Source organism: Stutzerimonas tianxiuensis, assembly GCF_053470365.1.
The window spans coordinates 64,382-81,216 of record NZ_JBPVWS010000007.1 but is presented as its reverse complement, the minus strand read 5'-3'; the positions used below and the strand labels follow the sequence as shown (position 1 = coordinate 81,216).

The window sequence follows — 16,835 nt, the reverse complement described above, 5'->3', positions numbered from 1 at the left end:
CCTATTTTTTTAGGTCAAACGTTGCGTTCCAACTCCGCCACGGTCGAATTGATCCAGTCTTCGGCGCGCTGGTTGAGCTCAGCTGCAGCCCGGGGACCTTCGCTCTCGGCATGCATAGCAGGACCTATGACCACCTGAATGACCCCAGGTCGCTTGCCCCAACCGGACTGGGGCCAGAACGTACCGGCATTGTGCGCGACAGGCAAAATCGGAAGCTTGGCGTTGACTGCCAGCGCCGCACCGCTGCGCGAGAACTTGCCGACTTGGCCAACGGGAACGCGAGTACCTTCTGGAAAGATCAACACCCAGGCACCCTGCTCGAGCCGTTCCAGTCCCTGCTTGGCGACCTGGCGTAACGCCTCCTTGGGATTCTCACGGTCAATCGCAATGGGTTTGAGCAGCCGGATTGCCCATCCAAAGAACGGCACGTTGAGCAGTTCGCGCTTGAGCACCTGACTCAATGGTTCGAAGTAGGCCGAAAGGAAAAACGTTTCCCAGGTGCTCTGGTGCTTGGACAGAATCACGCAGGGCTTCTCCGGCACGTTTTCCGCACCGCTCACCTCATAACGCAGACCGATAATGGTCTTGGCTAACCAGACGGCGCTGCGGCACCAGGTCTGGACCACGAACCGGTAGCGTGTGCGGAATGACATGAAGGGTGCGAACACCAGGCTGACCAAACACCAGGCAAACGCCGTGAATGACAGCAACAGGTAGAACAGGACGATGCGAATCGGCAGCAAGGCGCTCATCGTTTCGCTCCCAACAGATGATCGACCACGGCAGCCAGGTCATCGAACACTTGGGTGCCAGGTGGCAGCGTACCGTCTGAAGCTTTCAAGCCTTTTCCGGTGCGAACCAGATAAGGCAGGCCACCAAGACGCATGCCAGCAACCAGATCGCGTTGACTGTCACCTACCACCGGAACGCCCTTGAGATCGTCCAGATGGAAGTGTTCTGCGATCTGCTGGAACAAGCCGGGCAGCGGTTTGCGGCAATCACAACCATCGTCGGGACCATGCGGACAGTGCACGATCAAGTCGACGCGACCACCCTCTTCCATTGCTAGCTGCTGCATCTTGAAATGCATGTCGCCGAGCGTAGTGGCGTCAAACAGACCTCGGGCAAGGCCCGACTGATTGGTGGCGACTGCCACTGTCCAGCCGGCCTTGCACAGCCGCGCGATCGCCTGGATCGAGCCTGGAATCGGAATCCATTCACCCAGACTCTTTACATAGGCGTCAGAGTCTTCGTTGATCACGCCGTCGCGATCCAGCACGATCAGCTTCACCGGCTTAGCCAAGTGCGGAAATATCGGCAACGCCAAGGAACAATCCTCTCAACCGGGCAAGCAAGGCATAGCGGTTGGCGCGGACCGAAGCGTCTTCGGCGTTGACCAGTACCGCCTCGAAGAAGGCATCCACCGGACCGCGCAGGTGCGCCAGACGCTCAAGCGCCTCGCGATACTGACGGTCCGCAGCCAGAGGCTGCACGGCTTGCTCGGCCTGCTGCAGCGCAGAATACAAAGAGAACTCGGTAGCGCTGTCGAAGTAACGGGGCTCGACGGTGGCTGGCAGCTTCGCCTCGAACTTGCTCAACAGATTCGAGACGCGCTTGTTCGCTGCAGCCAAGGCCTCGGCCTCCGGCAGATTGCGGAACGCCTGTACGGCTTGCACGCGCTGATCGAAGTCGAGGGCCGAGCCCGGATGAACGGCACGAACCGCCAGATAGGACGCCACCTCGACGCCTTCATCCTCATACCGTGCACGCAGTCGATCAAAGATGAATTCGAGAACCTGATCGGCCAGGCCCTCGGTTTTCACTTGGCCAGCGAACTGACTGATGGAGAAGCGCACCGCGGCGACCAGGTCAAGATCCAGGCGCTTCTCGATCAGGATGCGCAGGATGCCCAAGGCCGCGCGGCGAAGTGCGTAGGGATCCTTGCTACCTGTGGGAAGCATACCGATGCCAAAGATGCCGACCAGGGTGTCGAGCTTGTCGGCCACAGCCAGGATGGCGCCTGTATGGGTGCTGGGTAGCTCTGCACCGGCACCGCGGGGCATGTACTGCTCATTCAGTGCCAAGGCGACGTCGGTGGGTTCACCATCGTTGACAGCGTAGTAGTAACCCGCGATGCCCTGCATTTCGGGAAACTCGGCCACCATTTCGGTAGCCAGGTCGCATTTGCTCAACAGGCCCGCGCGTGCTGCCCAGTGCGCATTGCCTTCAGTGCGTTCGGCGATAAACGCGGAGAGCTTGGAGACGCGCACTGCTTTGTCGTACACGGTCCCGAGTTGAGCTTGGAAGACCACGTTTTTCAGGCGTTCGTTGAAGCTGTCGAGCGCTTGTTTCTTGTCCTGCTTGAAGAAGAACTCGGCGTCGGTGAGGCGCGGGCGCACCACCTTCTCGTTACCTGCAACGATCTGAGCCGGATCCTTGGATTCAACGTTCGCAACCGTGATGAAGCGCGGAAGCAGCTTGCCGTTGGCGTCCAGCAGACAGAAATACTTCTGGTTGTCCTGCATGGTGGTGATCAAGGCTTCCTGCGGCACTTCCAGGAAGCGCTCTTCAAAGGAACACACCAGCGGTACAGGCCACTCGACCAGCGCAGTCACCTCGTCCAGCAGCGCTGGCGGCACGATGGCGCGGCCGCTCTGCTCGCTGGCCAGCTGCTCGACCCGCTTGGCGATCAGCTCGCGACGCTCAGCAAAATCGGCGATGACGTAAGCGCCGCGCAGGTCTTCAAGATAGCTCGCTGGCTTGGAAATGCGGACCGGGTTCGGGCTGTGAAAGCGATGCCCGCGCGATTCGCGACCGGCGCGTTGCGTAAGGATAGTGCAATCGATGACCTGATCACCGAACAGCATGACCAGCCACTGCGTTGGCCGGACGAACTCTTCCCTAAGCGAGGCCCAGCGCATGCGCTTGGGGATCGGCAACTCATTGAGCGATGTTTTGACGATAGCCGGAAGCAGCTCGGAGGTTGCCTGGCCGGGTATCGAACGGCTGTATCTGAGCTTCGGGCCGCTGCGGTCGATTTCTGCCAGGTCCACGCCACACTTGCGAGCGAAGCCCAAGGCCGCCTGGGTCGGCTCGCCTTCGGCGTCGAAGGCCGCCTGCAGAGGCGGCCCGTCGAGGTTGATACTGCGGTCAGGCTGTTCGGTGTCGAGCTGCTCGATCAATACCGCCAGACGCCGAGGTGCGGCGAAGGCCTGCACCCGACCATGCTTGAGGCCGGCGTCCTTCAAGCCGTTTTCGATGCCTGCGCGGAACGCGTCGGACAGTTTGCCCAGGGCCTTGGGCGGCAGCTCTTCGGTGCCGAGCTCGACCAGGAAATCCAGTGCACTCATTCTGCTGCCTCCAACTTGGCCAGTACTTCGTCACGCAGGTCCGGGGTGGCCATGGGAAAGCCGAGTTTGGCGCGCGCCTGCAAATAGCTCTGCGCGACCGAGCGAGCCAGCGCCCGCACACGCAGGATGTACTGCTGCCGTGCGGTTACCGAGATAGCCCGGCGCGCATCCAGCAGGTTGAAGGTGTGCGAGGCCTTCAGCACCATTTCATAGGTGGGCAACGGCAGCTCCAGTTCGATCAACCGGTTGGCTTCCGATTCGTAGAAGTCGAAGAGTTCGAACAGCTTTTCGACATTGGCGTGTTCGAAGTTGTAGGTGGACTGCTCCACCTCGTTCTGATGGAACACATCACCGTAGGTGACGGTGCCAAACGGGCCATCCGTCCAGATCAGGTCGTAGACCGAGTCAACGCCTTGCAGGTACATGGCCAGTCGCTCGAGGCCATAGGTAATTTCGCCGGTCACCGGATAGCACTCGATGCCGCCTACTTGCTGGAAGTAGGTGAACTGAGTGACTTCCATGCCGTTGAGCCATATCTCCCAGCCCAGACCCCAGGCGCCCAATGTCGGGGATTCCCAGTTGTCTTCGACGAAGCGGATATCGTGGACCAGCGGGTCGACGCCGATGGCCTTGAGCGACCCGAGGTACAACTCCTGGAAGTTCTCCGGGTTCGGCTTGAGGACCACCTGGAACTGGTAGTAATGCTGCAGGCGGTTCGGGTTTTCGCCATAGCGGCCGTCGGTGGGCCGGCGCGAAGGCTGCACATAGGCTGCGTTCCAGGTCTCGGGACCGATCGCGCGCAGGAAGGTGGCGGTATGAAAGGTACCGGCGCCGACTTCCATGTCATAGGGTTGCAGAACGACACACCCCTGCTCTGCCCAATAGTTTTGCAGGGCAAGGATCAGGTCTTGGAAGGTGCGCACGGCAGGCGTAGGCTGAGTCAAAATTTCACCTGTGCTGGCTTCGACAGAAAGCCTCGGAGTATACCCGATAACAGCTCGAACCCGTGGAGACGGGTGCTCTACGGCGTATCGCCACTCCCACTTTCCGATCGGCCATTCGCCTCGTTCAAGGACTTGAAAACATGCCGCGTTGCGCCTGGTGCAATGACGACCCGTTGTACATCGAATACCACGACCGCGAATGGGGCGTGCCTACCCGTGATCCTCAGATCCTCTTCGAATTTCTCATCCTCGAAGGTGCACAGGCGGGGCTGTCCTGGATCACGGTATTGCGCAAGCGAGAGCGTTATCGCCAAGTGCTGTTCGGCTTCGATCCGAAGCGTCTGGCACAGATGACCGATGCCGAAATTGACGAACGTATGCTCGACGCCGGCATCATCCGCAACCGTCGAAAACTGGAAGCCGCACGGTGCAATGCGCAGCGCTGGCTCGAGCTGGACGATCCGGCCGGTTGGTTGTGGTCCTTTGTGGGTGGCGAACCGAAGATCAACCACTTCGACTCGATCAGCCAGGTTCCGGCAGTAACTGCCGAAGCGGAAGCGATGAGCCGTGCGTTGAAGAAGGCCGGGTTCAGCTTTGTCGGGCCGACCATCTGTTACGCCTTTATGCAAGCGTGCGGCATGGTTATGGATCACACCACGGACTGCGATCAATACCCGGCGCTGGCGACAACCGCGAGCAGCGCCTGACGCCATGACGGCTTCAGGAGTTGCCAACTGCACGAAGCAGTTACACTAGCGTCTTTGATTTTTCGGGAGAGATCCTTGGACAAGCTCAAAGGTGCGCTGGTGGTTGGTTTTCTGCGCCTGTTCGCCCTACTCCCCTGGCGCGCGGTTCAGGGGTCGGGTCGCTTCATTGGCTGGCTGATGTGGAAGCTACCCAACCGCTCTCGCGAAGTCGCCCGGATCAATCTTTCCAGATGCTTTCCAGAACTCGAAACTGCCGAACGGGAGCGCTTGCTCGGACAGAGCCTGCAGCAGATCGGCATGGCTTTTACTGAGAGTGCCTGCGCCTGGATCTGGCCAGCAGACAAGACGCTGCGTCTGGTCAAGGAAGTCCAGGGCCTTGAGGTTCTGGAGCAGGCGCTGGCTTCAGGCAAGGGTGTGGTGGGCATCACCAGTCATCTCGGCAACTGGGAAGTGCTCAATCACTTCTACTGCGCACAGTGCAACCCCATCATTTTTTATCGCCCACCAAAGCTCAAGGCGGTCGATGATCTTCTGCAACGCCAGCGTGTCCAGCTGGGCAACAAGGTCGCACCCTCGACTCGCGAAGGCATCATCAGTGTCATCAAGGAAGTCCGTAAGGGCGGCGCCGTGGGCATACCGGCGGATCCGGAACCCAGCGAAGGCGCTGGCGTGTTCGTGCCGTTCCTCGGCACGCAAGCGCTGACGAGCAAGTTCGTGCCCGGCATGCTCACGGGCGGCAAGGCTGTGGGCGTGTTTCTTCATGCGTTGCGCTTGGATGACGGTTCGGGCTACAAGGTGATCCTCGAGGCGGCGCCGCCTGCCATGTACGACGAGGATGTCGAGGTCGCGGTGGCGGCCATGAGCGGCGTCATCGAGCGCTACGTGCGTACTTGGCCGAGCCAGTACATGTGGACCATGAAGCGCTTCAAAAAGCGACCCGCCGGCGAAAAACGCTGGTATTAACGACAGCTCATCCAGCAAAGGGACTTCAATGAGCAACCCGAATCAGCGACAGCATCCGCGCGCACCGATGAAGTGCCGCATCCGCATCACCCATGAATCATTTGGCGAAGTGTTCGCGCACACCCGCGATCTCTCCGATGGCGGCGTGTATGTCAAACACCCGCAGCTGACCGAGCTGCAGCCGGGCATGACGGTCAGTGGGCAGGTTCAGGATCTCCCGATTCCCGCGCCGGTGCTGCAAATGGAAGTGATGCGGGTCGATGCCGAAGGTGTTGGGCTGCGCTTCGTCCAGCAAGAAGACTGATTCAGCAGCCCGCCCAGGCTTGAGCGGCTGGCCTAGCTGCCGGCCGGTTTGTTGAGTTTGCGAAGAAACACGTCCATTTCTTTCTCGGCCTGCTTGTCGCCATGCGCTTGCGCCGCGAGCAGGCCTTGTTCCCAGGCGCGCCTCGCGCCGTCTAGATCTCCACTGGCCTGTCGTGCCTTGCCGAGCAGTTTCCAGGCGGCAGAGTAGTTCGGATCCTGTTCGACGCTGCGTTGCAGGTGAATCGCGGCTTCTGCAGCGTCACCAGCGTCCAGATAACCCTTGCCCAGCCCGAAGCGCAGCATGGGGTTGTCCATGCCCTTGGCCAGCATCTTCTGCAGTGATTCGATCATCGCGCTCCCCTGGAAATTCAAACCTGCGGTAGCCGCCGAAGCAGTGGCGTACTCGCACCACCAGCCTAGCTCGCCTGGGTGACTGCGCTGAGAAATTCCTGCGTGCGCGTCTCCTGGGGATTGCCGAACAGCTCGTCCGGGGTGCCCTGTTCGTGGATCCGGCCCTCGTTGAAGAAGCATACACGGTCGGCGAATTCCCGCGCGAAGCCCATCTGGTGTGTGACCATTAGCATGGTCAGGCTGTGCGCATCACCCAGACGGCGGATGACGTTGAGGACTTCGCCGCAGAGTTCCGGATCCAGTGCAGAGGTCACTTCGTCGAACAGCATGACCTTGGGCCGCATCGCCAAGGCTCGGGCAATGGCTACGCGCTGTTGCTGACCACCGGACAGTTGCGAGGGGTAATGGTCGAGTTTGTCTTCCAGCCCGACCATGGCCAGCAGCTCCTCTGCCCGCTCGAGCGCATCCTTTTTCGACAGCCCTAGCACTTGCACCGGTGCCTCCATCACGTTCTGCCGGGTGCTCATGTGGGGGAACAGATTGAAGCTCTGGAACACCATGCCCACCTTGCCGCGGACGCGCCGCAGGTGCCGTGCATTGGCACGCACCAGATTGCCGTGGGCATCCGGCATGTGGGTCAGCGGTTCGTCATCGACCATGATCACGCCTTCATCGATGTCTTCCAGAGTCATCAGTGCCCGCAGCAGCGTGGACTTACCGGATCCGCTGGGGCCGATGATGGCGACCTTCTCCCCGGTTCGTACATCAAGGTCGAGATGATTGAGCACGGTCAGATCGCCGAAGTGTTTGCTCACATCGCGAAACTGCACCATCAGCTCCGGCTCGTTGGCGGTGCTGGCTGAGTTCTGTGTGTCGCCGGCAGGCATCGGTGCGTTCATCGGGCAAGCTCCATACGGTTTTCCAGTCGGCGTACGAACCAGGCAAGGCCGAGACTGAGAATGAGGAAGAACAGGCCGACCATGGTGATCGGTTCAAGGTAACGGAAGTGTTCCGAGCCGATGTTCTTGGCCCGCTGCATGATCTCCACCACCGTGATGGCGGAAAGCACGGGCGTGTCCTTGAGCATCGAAATCATGTAGTTACCCAGCGCCGGGAGAATCGGTCGCAACGCTTGCGGCAGGATTACCTTGCGGTAGGCGTTGAGCGGCTTCATGTTCAGCGCGGTGACCGCCTCCCATTGCGCACGCGGCACCGCATCGAGTCCGGCGCGGTAGACCTCGGCGGTGTAGCAGGCGTAGTGCAGCGCGATACCAAAGATGCCCGCCTGCAGCGCGGACAGGTTGAAGCCGTAGTTGGGCAGGACGAAAAACAGGAAATACACCTGAATCAGCAGCGGTGTGCTGCGGACGAACTCGATCAGACCGGTCATTGGCCAGGACAACCAGCGATGCCGGCTGCGACGCCCTACTGCCAGGAACAGCCCCAGCACGATGGCGATGGAAAACCCGGCGATGGTGATGCCGATGGTTTTCAGTGAGGCATCAAGCAGCCTGGGCAGAATCTCCCAGGCAAATTCCCAATCGAAGAAATTCATGACATGCCTCCCCGCATGCGGCCGCGCGCCAGTCGCCGCTCAAGGGTGCGCATGGAAAAGTTGATGATCTGTGCGAGCACGAAGTACATCACCAGTGCCAGGCCGAAGATTTCCAGTGTCATCAGGGTGGCCTGATCAAGCTGGCGAGCCCGGAAGGCCAGATCGGACAGCGTAATCAGGGACACCAGCGAGGTGTTTTTCAGCAGTTCGATCAGCAGGTTGGTACCGGGCGGGATGGCGGCCAGCAATGCCTGCGGCAGGATAACCCGGCGCAAGCGCTGGCCGGCGGTCATGTTCAGCGCCTGGCAGGCCTCGTACTGACCTTCGTGCACCGAGCGGATGGCGCCACGCAGTACCTCGGCACCATAGGAGCCGATGTTCAGACCGAGTCCGATCACGGCAACATTGAACGCGCTCATGGCGATATTGAACGGCGGCATCGGCAGGACAAAGTACAGCCAGAACAGCTGCACCAGCAGCGAACTGCCGCGGAAGACTTCGATGTAGACGATGGCCAGCCAGCGCAGCGGCTTGATTGGCGACAGTCGGCCCAGAGCGCCGATCAGCGCGGCGACAATTGCCAGCAGGGAGCCGAAAAAGGTGATCTGTACGGTCACCCAGGCCCCTTGCAGCAGGAGGGGGAGGAGTTCGGTCATCTTGGATTTCCAGTGGCCGGCGCGGCAGTAGCCGCTGAGAAGACAAGCGGCTCGCGAAGCTTGGCTGCGTGAGAGCGGTGACAGTCTTGCCAGCCAGCGTCCAGCAACGGGCAAAGGGCAGCAGCCAGCCGGGAGTGGCCATATCGCATGGGTGCGACAGGGTCGGGAGCAGGTCGCGGAGCAATGAAAAGGCTATTCACAGAGGAAAGTCCGGTGCGGCAGCCAGGCTGCCGTACCGGCTCCATTGATCAGGCGCTACACAACTCTTCGGCGGTCTTGTCGGTGATGTTCGAGCGGTCGAAGCCGAAGGGTTCGACGGTCTTCAGATGCTCTTCGCTGCCGAGCCATTTCTTCAGTTCGGCGTTGACTGCGTCACGCAGTGCCTTGTCTTCCGGGCGGAACGCCAGGGCGCCATAACCGGTGTTGGCCGGATCGTCCTTGAAGTTGTCGGTGGCTTCGACCTGATCCCCGGCCTTCTCCGCCAGGCCACGCATGGTCAGCTGGGTACCCACGGCTGCATCGGCGCGGCCGGTGCGCACGGCCTGCAGTTGTGAGGTGGTGTCAGGCACCTGAACGATCTGCGAATCCTTGATGCCGGCCTTGCGGGCGTAATTGAGATTGACGGTGCCGGACATGATGGCCAGCTTGATCGACTCATCCTTGGCGATGTCTTCGTAGCTCTGCAACTGCTTGGGGTTACCGGCCTTGACCAACAGGGTGTCCTGCAACTGGTAGTGCGGGTCGGTAAACAGCACCTGCTTGCAGCGCTCGGGTGTGATGTACATGCCGGCCGCGATCAGGTCGAAACGGCTTGCGCGCAGCCCAGGGATCAGGGAGCCCCATTCCGTAAGCACGGGTTTGATGGTTTCGACGCCCATTGCCTGGAAAATCTTCTCGACGATCTCAGGGGATTCGCCGGTGACACTGCCGTCAGTATCGGTGTAGGCAAAGGGGGTCTCGTTGGCGTAGCCGATACGAACGCTGCTCTTCGCCTTGATGTCGTCGAAGGTATCCGCCTGGACCAGGCCACCGATGGATAGGCCGGTCACTACGGCGGAGGCCAGCAAAAGTTTGCCGAAACGGAAAGGACGTGCGCGATTCATCGTGAATTCTCCTGTGCTTTTTATCGTTCGCGGGCCGAGACCTGCAGTTCAGAGGGCAGCTTCAAGAGCATCAGGACAGGGCATTCCCTGCCTCAACGCGGCTTTCGACCCCTTCTTCTGCCGGAGGGTGCGCCGCGTTTCGCTGCCTGAGCATACAAAAGCGGTTTTCCTCATAGGATTGCACTAGGACAATTGCATGACATTGCGCTTCGGCCGATCCTGTTGGCTCGACGGAGGTGGAACGTCATGCACAACTGGAAAGACGCCTTGCTCGCCGCGCATGGCGGCGGATCGAAGTACAAGCTGCTGGTAACGGCCATCGCAACCGATATCGAGCGGGGTGAGCTGCAGGATGGCCAACGACTCCCAACGCAACGGCTGCTGGCCGAGCAGCTGGACATCAGCGTGCAGACGGTGACCAACGCCTACAAGGAACTGGAGCGCCAGGGCTGGGTGCGCTGCGAGGTCGGACGCGGCAGCTTTGTCAGTCGGCGTATTAGTGAGCGGGTCGCCACCTCCATGCTCGACCGCGGCGAACATTCGCTGCTCGACTTCTCCACGGCGCGCATCGTCCGCAACGAGCGCCATGACCGCTACTGGCGGCAGGCTTGCGCAGAACTGGCTGCCGAGCACGAACAGCCGTGGATCCATGCCTGCCGGCCGATTGCCGGCTTTGAACATCACCGTGAAGCCGGGGTGCAGTGGCTCGCCGGGCTGGGCCTGTGTGTTGAACCACAGGATCTGCTGCTGACCAATGGCGCTTCCCAGGCGATCTTTCTTGCCCTTGCCTCGTTGGCCGGCCCCGATGACCTGGTGCTCTGTGAAAACTGTACGGATCACGGCGTGATCGGTACCGCGCAGGTGTTGGGCTTTAAGCTCCAGGGAGTCGAGGCTGACCGCGACGGCCTCGATCCGGAGCATTTCGAAGACATCTGTGCCAACGAACGTGTCACCGCACTGGTCTGCACGCCGAACCTGAACAACCCCACCAGCAGCCTGATGCCAGACAGCCGTCGGCGAGAAATTGCCGAGATCGCACGCCGCTACGGCGTCTACGTGATCGAAGACGACGTGTACGGCCCCTTGCTCGGTAACGACCGGCCGGCGCCGCCGCTGAGCCATTATCTGCCGGAGCTGGCCTTCTATTGCACCAGTCTGACCAAGTCCGTACTGACAGGCTTGCGCCTCGGCTACCTGGCGATGCCTCGGCGGTTGGCGTTGCGCACCGAGAGCATTTTCAGGGTGAACAGCTGGATGGCAGCGCCCCTGCTTGGCGAGATCGCGACGCGCTGGATCGAGCGTGGCCGCGCCGAGGAGCTGGTGAGCCTGCAGCGGGAGCTGATCGCGGCTCGGCAGGCTGCGGTGAGCGCCGAACTGGGCGATTACCTGCGCGGCAGCCATCCGGCTTCGCTCAGTGCCTGGCTGGATGTTCCCGAGCACTGGGATCTCGATGCCCTGCAGCACGAGTTGCGCGCGCGCGGTATAGCGCTGACGCTGCCTGATCCGTTCCTTCCGCCCGGCAGCCAAAGGCCCAGAGCAATGCGCCTATGCATCGGCGCGGAGTGCAGCGATCAGCGCTTGCGCACCGGCCTGGCAAACATTCGAGACGTCTTCGAGCAGTACCCGGAAATCCATGAATTTCGCGGCGCTCGATAGCCATTCGGCGGCCTGTGGCGGAGCGCTTTGCGCCACGAATGCTGTCGCCCCTTGGGATAGACGGAGACAAATGCATCCGGGCGTTCCGACCGGCGCGCTATCCGCCAGGTCGAAATGACACTAGAATGCGCGCCGCTCGGGCCATGTCGGCGCGGCAATGGGTTCCCTAACCCCATCACCTCAAAAAGGAAATGCCATGTTGCAGCTCCCACCCTCGGTCCGCCGCGCCACGTTGGCCGGTCTGATCGCGTTTCACATCCTCATCATCATCGCCAGCAACTATCTGGTGCAGCTGCCGATTACCCTATTCGGCTGGCACACCACCTGGGGCGCATTCAGTTTTCCGTTCATCTTTCTCGCCACCGACCTGACCGTGCGCCTACTCGGCAAAGGCCCGGCGCGTCGAGTCATCGCGCAGGTGATGGTTCCGGCGCTGGTCGCTTCCTATGTGGTCTCGGTGCTGTTTCACCAGGGCGCGTTTGGCGGATTCGCGGCGCTGGGCGAATTCAACCTGTTCGTGTTCCGCATCGCGGTCGCCAGCTTCCTTGCCTATGCGTTCGGCCAGATTCTAGACATTCAGGTGTTCGACCGGCTGCGCCGCTTGCGCCAGTGGTGGATCGCACCAAGCGCTTCGACCATCTTCGGCAACCTGCTGGACACGTTCCTGTTCTTCTCCATCGCCTTCTGGCACAGCGACGACCCCTTCATGGCGGCGAACTGGGTGGAGATTGCCAGCGTCGATTACGTCATCAAGCTGATCATCAGTCTGGTGCTGTTCGTTCCGCTCTACGGCATGCTGCTTAACGCCATCGTGCGTCTGCTGCCCGGCCAGCGCACGGTGACGGCATAAGCGAAGGGCGACGCATCACCGCTCGATCGGGGCAAAGATCGAGCGGGGTGCGCTAGCGCTGCCTGTCAGAAGAAGGTAAGCCCGGCCTGGAACAGGCGTTCCACGTCGCGGATATGCTTCTTGTCTACCAGGAACAGGATCACGTGATCGCCTGATTCGATGACCGTGTTGTCATGGGCGATCAGCACTTCTTCGTCACGGATCACCGCACCGATGGTAGTGCCGGGCGGCAGGGCGATCTTGCCGATGGCCCTGCCGACCACCTTGCTCGAACGGGAGTCACCGTGGGCGATCACCTCGATGGCCTCGGCGGCGCCACGGCGTAAGGAGTGAGCGCTGACAATATCGCCGCGGCGCACGTGGGTCAGCAGCGTGCCGATAGTGGCCAGTTGCGGGCTGATGGCAATGTCGATTTCACCGCCCTGAACCAGGTCCACATAGGCCGGGTTGTTGATGATGCACATCACTTTGCGTGCGCCCAGGCGCTTGGCCAGCAGCGAGGACATGATGTTGGCCTCGTCGTCGTTGGTCAGCGCGAGGAAGACGTCGGCATCGTTGATGTTCTCTTCCACCAAAAGGTCGCGATCAGAAGCGCTGCCCTGAAGGATGATGGTGCTGTCCAGGGTGTCGGAGAGGTAGCGGCAGCGCGCCGGGTTCATCTCGATGATCTTGACCTGATAGCGGCTCTCAATGGCCTCGGCGAGGCGCTCGCCGATGTGGCCGCCGCCGGCAATGACGATGCGTTTGTAGTTGTCATCCAGCCGGCGCATCTCGCTCATCACTGCACGGATATGCCCGCTCGCGGCGATGAAGAACACCTCATCGTCCGCTTCGATGACCGTGTCGCCCTGCGGCAGGATTGCCTGATTGCGGCGGAAGATCGCTGCCACGCGGGTGTCGACGTTGGGCATGTGTTTGCGGATCTGGCGCAGCTCCTGGCCCACCAGCGGTCCGCCATAGTAGGCGCGTACGGCGACCAGCTGCGCCTTGCCCTCGGCAAAGTCGATCACCTGCAGCGAGCCGGGGTGTTCGATCAGGCGCTTGATGTAGTTGGTCACCACCTGCTCGGGGCTGATCAGTACGTCGACCGGGATCGCCTCGTTGCTGAAGAGACCTGAACGGGTGAGGTACACCGACTCGCGCACCCGCGCAATCTTGGTCGGGGTGTGGAACAGGGTGTAAGCGACCTGGCAGGCGACCATGTTGGTCTCGTCGCTGTTGGTGACGGCCACCAGCATGTCGGCATCGTCCGCACCCGCCTGGCGCAGCACCGTAGGGAATGAGCCACGACCGACTACCGTGCGGATGTCCAGGCGGTCGCCGAGGTCGCGCAGGCGATCGACGTCAGTGTCGACCACGGTGATGTCGTTGGCTTCGCTGGCGAGGTTTTCGGCAAGCGTACCGCCCACCTGCCCTGCGCCGAGAATGATGATCTTCACGCGATCGCTCCTGAAAGACGGCTTGTAACCGCCACAGCATGAGGTAGCCGAGACGTTGGCGTCTGGCTCACCTTAGGATTGTCGGCCATTGGATTGGACCGCGACTTTAATCAATTTGGCGTAGTAGAAGCCGTCGTGGCCATTGTCCTGAGGCAAAAGCTGACGTCCATGCGGCTGTTCGACGCCGAACCCTTTGGGTAGGTCCAGTTCGCGGGCGCCGGGTGTGCGCGTGAGAAAGGCTTCGATCACCTCGCGGTTTTCGGTCGGCAGTACCGAACAGGTGGCGTACAGCAGAACCCCGCCGACAGCCAGGGTCGGCCATAGCGCGTCGAGCAGCTCGCCCTGCAGCGCCGCCAGGGGGGCGATGTCGTCGGCCTGGCGCGCCAGCTTGATATCGGGATGCCGACGGATAACGCCGGTCGCCGAGCACGGTGCGTCGAGCAGGATCCGTTGAAAGAGTTGTCCATCCCACCAATCGCCGGTGGCGCGGGCGTCGGCAGCCACCAGTTTGGCGTCGAGCTGCAGGCGATCGAGGTTTTCCTGCACACGCTGCAAGCGCTTCGGCTCAAGGTCCAGGGCGATGACTTCTGCCAGCGCAGGCTCGCGTTCGAGGATGTGGCAGGTCTTGCCGCCCGGGGCGCAGCAGGCGTCCAGCACGCGCTGGCCGGGTGCCAGATCGAGCAGGCTGGCGGCCAGTTGCGCGGCTTCGTCCTGTACGCTGATGCGCCCCTCGGCAAAGCCCGGCAGTTGCGTGACATCGCAGGCCGCGGCCAGTCGAATGCCGTCTTCGCTGTGGCTGCAGGGGAACGCTTCGATGCCGGCGTCCTGCAGTTCGGCGAGATAGGTGTCGCGCCCGATCTGGCGATGGTTGACCCGCAATATCATCGGCGGATGCAGGTTGTTTGCGGTACAGATCGCCTCCCAGTGTTCCGGCCAATGAGCCTTGAGCGACTTCTGCAGCCAGCGCGGGTGGGCAAAGCGAATCACCGGGTCACGTTCGAGCTCGGCGAACAGCGCTTCGCCGTCACGCTGGGCGTTGCGCAACACGGCGTTGAGCAGCCCTTTTGCCCAGGGCTTCTTCAGCTTCTCCGCGCAGCCCACGGTTTCACCAATGGCGGCATGCGGCGGAATCCGGGTGTAGAACAGCTGGTACAGGCCGACCAGCAGCAAGGCCTCGACATCGCGATCCGCTGCCTTGAATGGCTTTTGCAGCAATCGCTCGGCAAGACCGGATAGACGCGGCTGCCAGCGGGCGGTGCCGAACGCCAGTTCCTGGGTCAGGCCACGATCACGCGCGTCCACCTTGGCCAGTACGTCGGGCAGGCTGCTGTTCAGCGAGGCTTTGCCGGACAGCACCACGGCCAATGCGCGGGCAGCGGCGAGACGCGGGTTCATCGACATTATTCAAACACCTTGCCGACAGCGAACTGTTCGCGGCGGCTGTTGAACACGTCGCTGACGGCCAGCGTCTTGCCGCCCGGGAGTTGCAGGCGAGTGATGATCAGCGAACCCTCGCCACAGGCGACCTCCAGGCCGTCCTTGCTTGCCTCGATGATTTGTCCAGGCGTGCCCTGCCCTGCGGACCCACACGCAGCATGAATTTTCACTGCAGCGCCGTCGAGGCTGCTGTGGCAGGTCGGCCAAGGGTTGAATGCCCGCACGAGCCGCTCAAGCTCGACCGACGGTCGCTTCCAGTCGAGCCGTGCTTCGTCCTTGTTCAGCTTGTGCGCATAGGTGGCCAGATTGTCGTCCTGAACCTCACCAACGAGCGTGCCGGCTTCCAGCGCAGTGACTGCATCGATCACGGCCCCCGAGCCGAGGTCGGCCAGCCGATCATGCAGGGTGCCACCGGTATCCTCCGCTGTGATCGGTGTGCGGACCTTGAGCAGCATCGGCCCGGTGTCCAGCCCCGCTTCCATCTGCATGACGGTCACGCCAGATTCGGCATCGCCTGCTTCGATAGCCCGCTGAATCGGCGCTGCGCCACGCCAGCGCGGCAGCAACGAGGCATGGCTGTTAATGCAGCCCAGGCGCGGCATATCCAGCACGGCCTGCGGCAAGATCAAGCCGTAGGCGACGACGACCATGAGGTCCGCCTGCAACCCCGCCAGCTCCGCCTGCGCAGCTGGGTCACGCAGGCTCTGGGGTTGATACACCGGAATCTCATGCTGCAGCGCGAGCTGCTTGACGGGGCTGGGCATCAGTTTCTGGCCACGGCCCGCCGGGCGATCCGGCTGCGTATACACGGCCACGACCTGACGCTTGGCGTCGAGCAGGGCTTGTAGATGCTGAGCGGCGAATTCCGGCGTGCCGGCGAAAACGATGCGCATAGAAGGACTCATCAATAAAAAAGGCTTGCCGCTGCAAGCCTTTGGGGTGGGAGATCAAGCCTGCTGACGGTGAAGCTTTTCCAGCTTCTTCTTGATCCGGTCGCGCTTGAGATTGGACAGGTAGTCGACGAACAGCTTGCCGTTGAGGTGATCGCATTCGTGCTGGATGCATACCGCGAGCAGGCCTTCGGCGATCAGCTCATAGGGCTGGCCGTCGCGGTCCAGCGCCTTGATCTTCACCTTCTGTGGCCGGTCGACGTTTTCGTAGAAGCCGGGCACCGACAGGCATCCTTCCTGATACTGCTCCATCTCGTCGGTGAGAAACTCGAACTCGGGATTGATGAAGACCCGTGGATCGGTCTTGTCCTCGGACAGGTCCATCACCACGACCCGCTTGTGCACGTTGACCTGCGTCGCGGCCAGGCCGATGCCGGGTGCGTCGTACATGGTCTCGAACATGTCGTCGATCAACTGACGAATGCCGTCATCGACCACGTCCACCGGTTTGGCGATGGTGCGCAGGCGTGGATCGGGAAATTCTAGGATGTTCAGGATTGCCATATGCGTTTGTGATGCACTTATGGAATAAAGTCAAAAGCCGCTGCTAAGATGCCGAGCAGCTTGTAAA

18 protein-coding genes are annotated in these 16,835 nt (G+C 61.4%); 5 read left to right on the top strand and 13 right to left on the bottom strand.

The features are described from left to right. Positions 1–14 precede the first annotated feature (14 nt). From ACSSNI_RS10885 to glyQ, 4 genes are read right to left on the bottom strand one after another with little or no spacing between them, the layout of a single operon-like run. Complete coding sequence (locus tag ACSSNI_RS10885; RefSeq protein ID WP_200640223.1) at positions 15–752, bottom strand: lysophospholipid acyltransferase family protein; 738 nt, start codon at positions 750–752, stop codon at positions 15–17. Next, positions 749–1,291 carry a D-glycero-beta-D-manno-heptose 1,7-bisphosphate 7-phosphatase gene (gmhB, locus tag ACSSNI_RS10880; RefSeq protein WP_200640729.1) on the bottom strand — a complete coding sequence of 181 codons (543 nt, stop codon included), beginning with the start codon at positions 1,289–1,291 and terminating at the stop codon, positions 749–751. Before gmhB ends, ACSSNI_RS10885 begins: the two co-directional genes overlap by 4 nt. A 4-nt stretch (positions 1,292–1,295) precedes the next feature. Beyond that, a complete protein-coding gene (gene glyS / locus ACSSNI_RS10875) occupies positions 1,296–3,350 on the bottom strand; it encodes a glycine--tRNA ligase subunit beta (protein WP_200640225.1) in 2,055 nt (684 codons plus the stop codon). Next, on the bottom strand, positions 3,347–4,294 hold the full coding sequence (gene glyQ, locus ACSSNI_RS10870; protein ID WP_102837667.1) for a glycine--tRNA ligase subunit alpha: 948 nt from the start codon (positions 4,292–4,294) through the stop codon (positions 3,347–3,349). Before glyQ ends, glyS begins: the two co-directional genes overlap by 4 nt. 140 nt (positions 4,295–4,434) lie before the next feature. On the opposite strand from glyQ, the gene ACSSNI_RS10865 reads away from it, so the two are divergent. From ACSSNI_RS10865 to ACSSNI_RS10855, 3 genes are all read left to right on the top strand, one after another. Continuing rightward, positions 4,435–5,001 (top strand): DNA-3-methyladenine glycosylase I, encoded by a 567-nt coding sequence (locus tag ACSSNI_RS10865; RefSeq protein WP_200640227.1) that lies wholly within the window; start codon positions 4,435–4,437, stop codon positions 4,999–5,001. A gap of 75 nt (positions 5,002–5,076) precedes the next feature. Next, positions 5,077–5,964, top strand: coding sequence for a lysophospholipid acyltransferase (locus ACSSNI_RS10860; RefSeq protein ID WP_200640229.1), 888 nt, complete (start codon positions 5,077–5,079; stop codon positions 5,962–5,964). A gap of 28 nt (positions 5,965–5,992) precedes the next feature. Next, positions 5,993–6,268 carry a PilZ domain-containing protein gene (locus tag ACSSNI_RS10855; protein WP_148925728.1) on the top strand — a complete coding sequence of 92 codons (276 nt, stop codon included), beginning with the start codon at positions 5,993–5,995 and terminating at the stop codon, positions 6,266–6,268. A gap of 32 nt (positions 6,269–6,300) precedes the next feature. Here ACSSNI_RS10855 and ACSSNI_RS10850 read toward each other — a convergent pair whose 3' ends face one another. The 5 genes from ACSSNI_RS10850 to ehuB form a co-directional block, all read right to left on the bottom strand. Next, positions 6,301–6,618, bottom strand: a complete 318-nt coding sequence (locus ACSSNI_RS10850) for a tetratricopeptide repeat protein (protein WP_159969463.1) — start codon at positions 6,616–6,618, stop codon at positions 6,301–6,303. A gap of 65 nt (positions 6,619–6,683) precedes the next feature. Further along, on the bottom strand, positions 6,684–7,517 hold the full coding sequence (ehuA, locus tag ACSSNI_RS10845; RefSeq protein ID WP_325166600.1) for an ectoine/hydroxyectoine ABC transporter ATP-binding protein EhuA: 834 nt from the start codon (positions 7,515–7,517) through the stop codon (positions 6,684–6,686). Next, on the bottom strand, positions 7,514–8,173 hold the full coding sequence (ehuD, locus tag ACSSNI_RS10840) for an ectoine/hydroxyectoine ABC transporter permease subunit EhuD (protein ID WP_102837673.1): 660 nt from the start codon (positions 8,171–8,173) through the stop codon (positions 7,514–7,516). Before ehuD ends, ehuA begins: the two co-directional genes overlap by 4 nt. After that, positions 8,170–8,829, bottom strand: coding sequence for an ectoine/hydroxyectoine ABC transporter permease subunit EhuC (ehuC, locus tag ACSSNI_RS10835; RefSeq protein WP_102837674.1), 660 nt, complete (start codon positions 8,827–8,829; stop codon positions 8,170–8,172). The genes ehuD and ehuC overlap by 4 nt, the downstream gene beginning before the upstream one ends. Before the next feature lie 248 nt (positions 8,830–9,077). Beyond that, positions 9,078–9,932 (bottom strand): ectoine/hydroxyectoine ABC transporter substrate-binding protein EhuB, encoded by an 855-nt coding sequence (gene ehuB / locus ACSSNI_RS10830; RefSeq protein WP_200640231.1) that lies wholly within the window; start codon positions 9,930–9,932, stop codon positions 9,078–9,080. 246 nt (positions 9,933–10,178) lie between these two features. Here ehuB and ehuR point away from each other — a divergent pair, with 246 nt between their 5' ends. Next, positions 10,179–11,588, top strand: coding sequence for a MocR-like ectoine utilization transcription factor EhuR (gene ehuR, locus ACSSNI_RS10825; protein WP_148925732.1), 1,410 nt, complete (start codon positions 10,179–10,181; stop codon positions 11,586–11,588). A gap of 196 nt (positions 11,589–11,784) precedes the next feature. Further along, complete coding sequence (locus ACSSNI_RS10820; protein ID WP_200640233.1) at positions 11,785–12,438, top strand: 7-cyano-7-deazaguanine/7-aminomethyl-7-deazaguanine transporter; 654 nt, start codon at positions 11,785–11,787, stop codon at positions 12,436–12,438. Positions 12,439–12,503: 65 nt separating this feature from the next. Here the strand turns inward: ACSSNI_RS10820 and trkA are convergent, their stop codons facing one another. The 4 genes from trkA to def form a co-directional block, all read right to left on the bottom strand. Beyond that, positions 12,504–13,877, bottom strand: a complete 1,374-nt coding sequence (gene trkA, locus ACSSNI_RS10815) for a Trk system potassium transporter TrkA (protein ID WP_102837678.1) — start codon at positions 13,875–13,877, stop codon at positions 12,504–12,506. Positions 13,878–13,949: 72 nt separating this feature from the next. Beyond that, complete coding sequence (gene rsmB / locus ACSSNI_RS10810; protein WP_200640733.1) at positions 13,950–15,272, bottom strand: 16S rRNA (cytosine(967)-C(5))-methyltransferase RsmB; 1,323 nt, start codon at positions 15,270–15,272, stop codon at positions 13,950–13,952. A gap of 5 nt (positions 15,273–15,277) precedes the next feature. Beyond that, a complete protein-coding gene (gene fmt, locus ACSSNI_RS10805; RefSeq protein WP_200640235.1) occupies positions 15,278–16,219 on the bottom strand; it encodes a methionyl-tRNA formyltransferase in 942 nt (313 codons plus the stop codon). Positions 16,220–16,261: 42 nt separating this feature from the next. Then, entirely contained in the window at positions 16,262–16,768 is a 507-nt protein-coding gene (gene def, locus ACSSNI_RS10800; RefSeq protein ID WP_102837680.1) for a peptide deformylase, read from the bottom strand. Positions 16,769–16,835 lie beyond the last annotated feature (67 nt).

Excerpts from the sequence above, each read along its gene's own strand:
- ACSSNI_RS10865 (WP_200640227.1), top strand. The coding sequence starts at position 4,435 with ATGCCGCGTTGCGCCTGGTGCAATGACGACCCGTTGTACATCGAATAC.
- ehuD (WP_102837673.1), bottom strand. The coding sequence starts at position 8,173 with ATGAATTTCTTCGATTGGGAATTTGCCTGGGAGATTCTGCCCAGGCTG.
- ehuB (WP_200640231.1), bottom strand. The coding sequence starts at position 9,932 with ATGAATCGCGCACGTCCTTTCCGTTTCGGCAAACTTTTGCTGGCCTCC.
- ehuR (WP_148925732.1), top strand. The coding sequence starts at position 10,179 with ATGCACAACTGGAAAGACGCCTTGCTCGCCGCGCATGGCGGCGGATCG.
- ACSSNI_RS10820 (WP_200640233.1), top strand. The coding sequence starts at position 11,785 with ATGTTGCAGCTCCCACCCTCGGTCCGCCGCGCCACGTTGGCCGGTCTG.
- def (WP_102837680.1), bottom strand. The coding sequence starts at position 16,768 with ATGGCAATCCTGAACATCCTAGAATTTCCCGATCCACGCCTGCGCACC.
- ACSSNI_RS10850 (WP_159969463.1), bottom strand. The coding sequence starts at position 6,618 with ATGATCGAATCACTGCAGAAGATGCTGGCCAAGGGCATGGACAACCCC.
- ehuC (WP_102837674.1), bottom strand. The coding sequence starts at position 8,829 with ATGACCGAACTCCTCCCCCTCCTGCTGCAAGGGGCCTGGGTGACCGTA.
- ACSSNI_RS10885 (WP_200640223.1), bottom strand. The coding sequence starts at position 752 with ATGAGCGCCTTGCTGCCGATTCGCATCGTCCTGTTCTACCTGTTGCTG.
- ACSSNI_RS10855 (WP_148925728.1), top strand. The coding sequence starts at position 5,993 with ATGAGCAACCCGAATCAGCGACAGCATCCGCGCGCACCGATGAAGTGC.
- ehuA (WP_325166600.1), bottom strand. The coding sequence starts at position 7,517 with ATGAACGCACCGATGCCTGCCGGCGACACACAGAACTCAGCCAGCACC.
- fmt (WP_200640235.1), bottom strand. The coding sequence starts at position 16,219 with ATGAGTCCTTCTATGCGCATCGTTTTCGCCGGCACGCCGGAATTCGCC.
- glyS (WP_200640225.1), bottom strand. The coding sequence starts at position 3,350 with ATGAGTGCACTGGATTTCCTGGTCGAGCTCGGCACCGAAGAGCTGCCG.
- rsmB (WP_200640733.1), bottom strand. The coding sequence starts at position 15,272 with ATGAACCCGCGTCTCGCCGCTGCCCGCGCATTGGCCGTGGTGCTGTCC.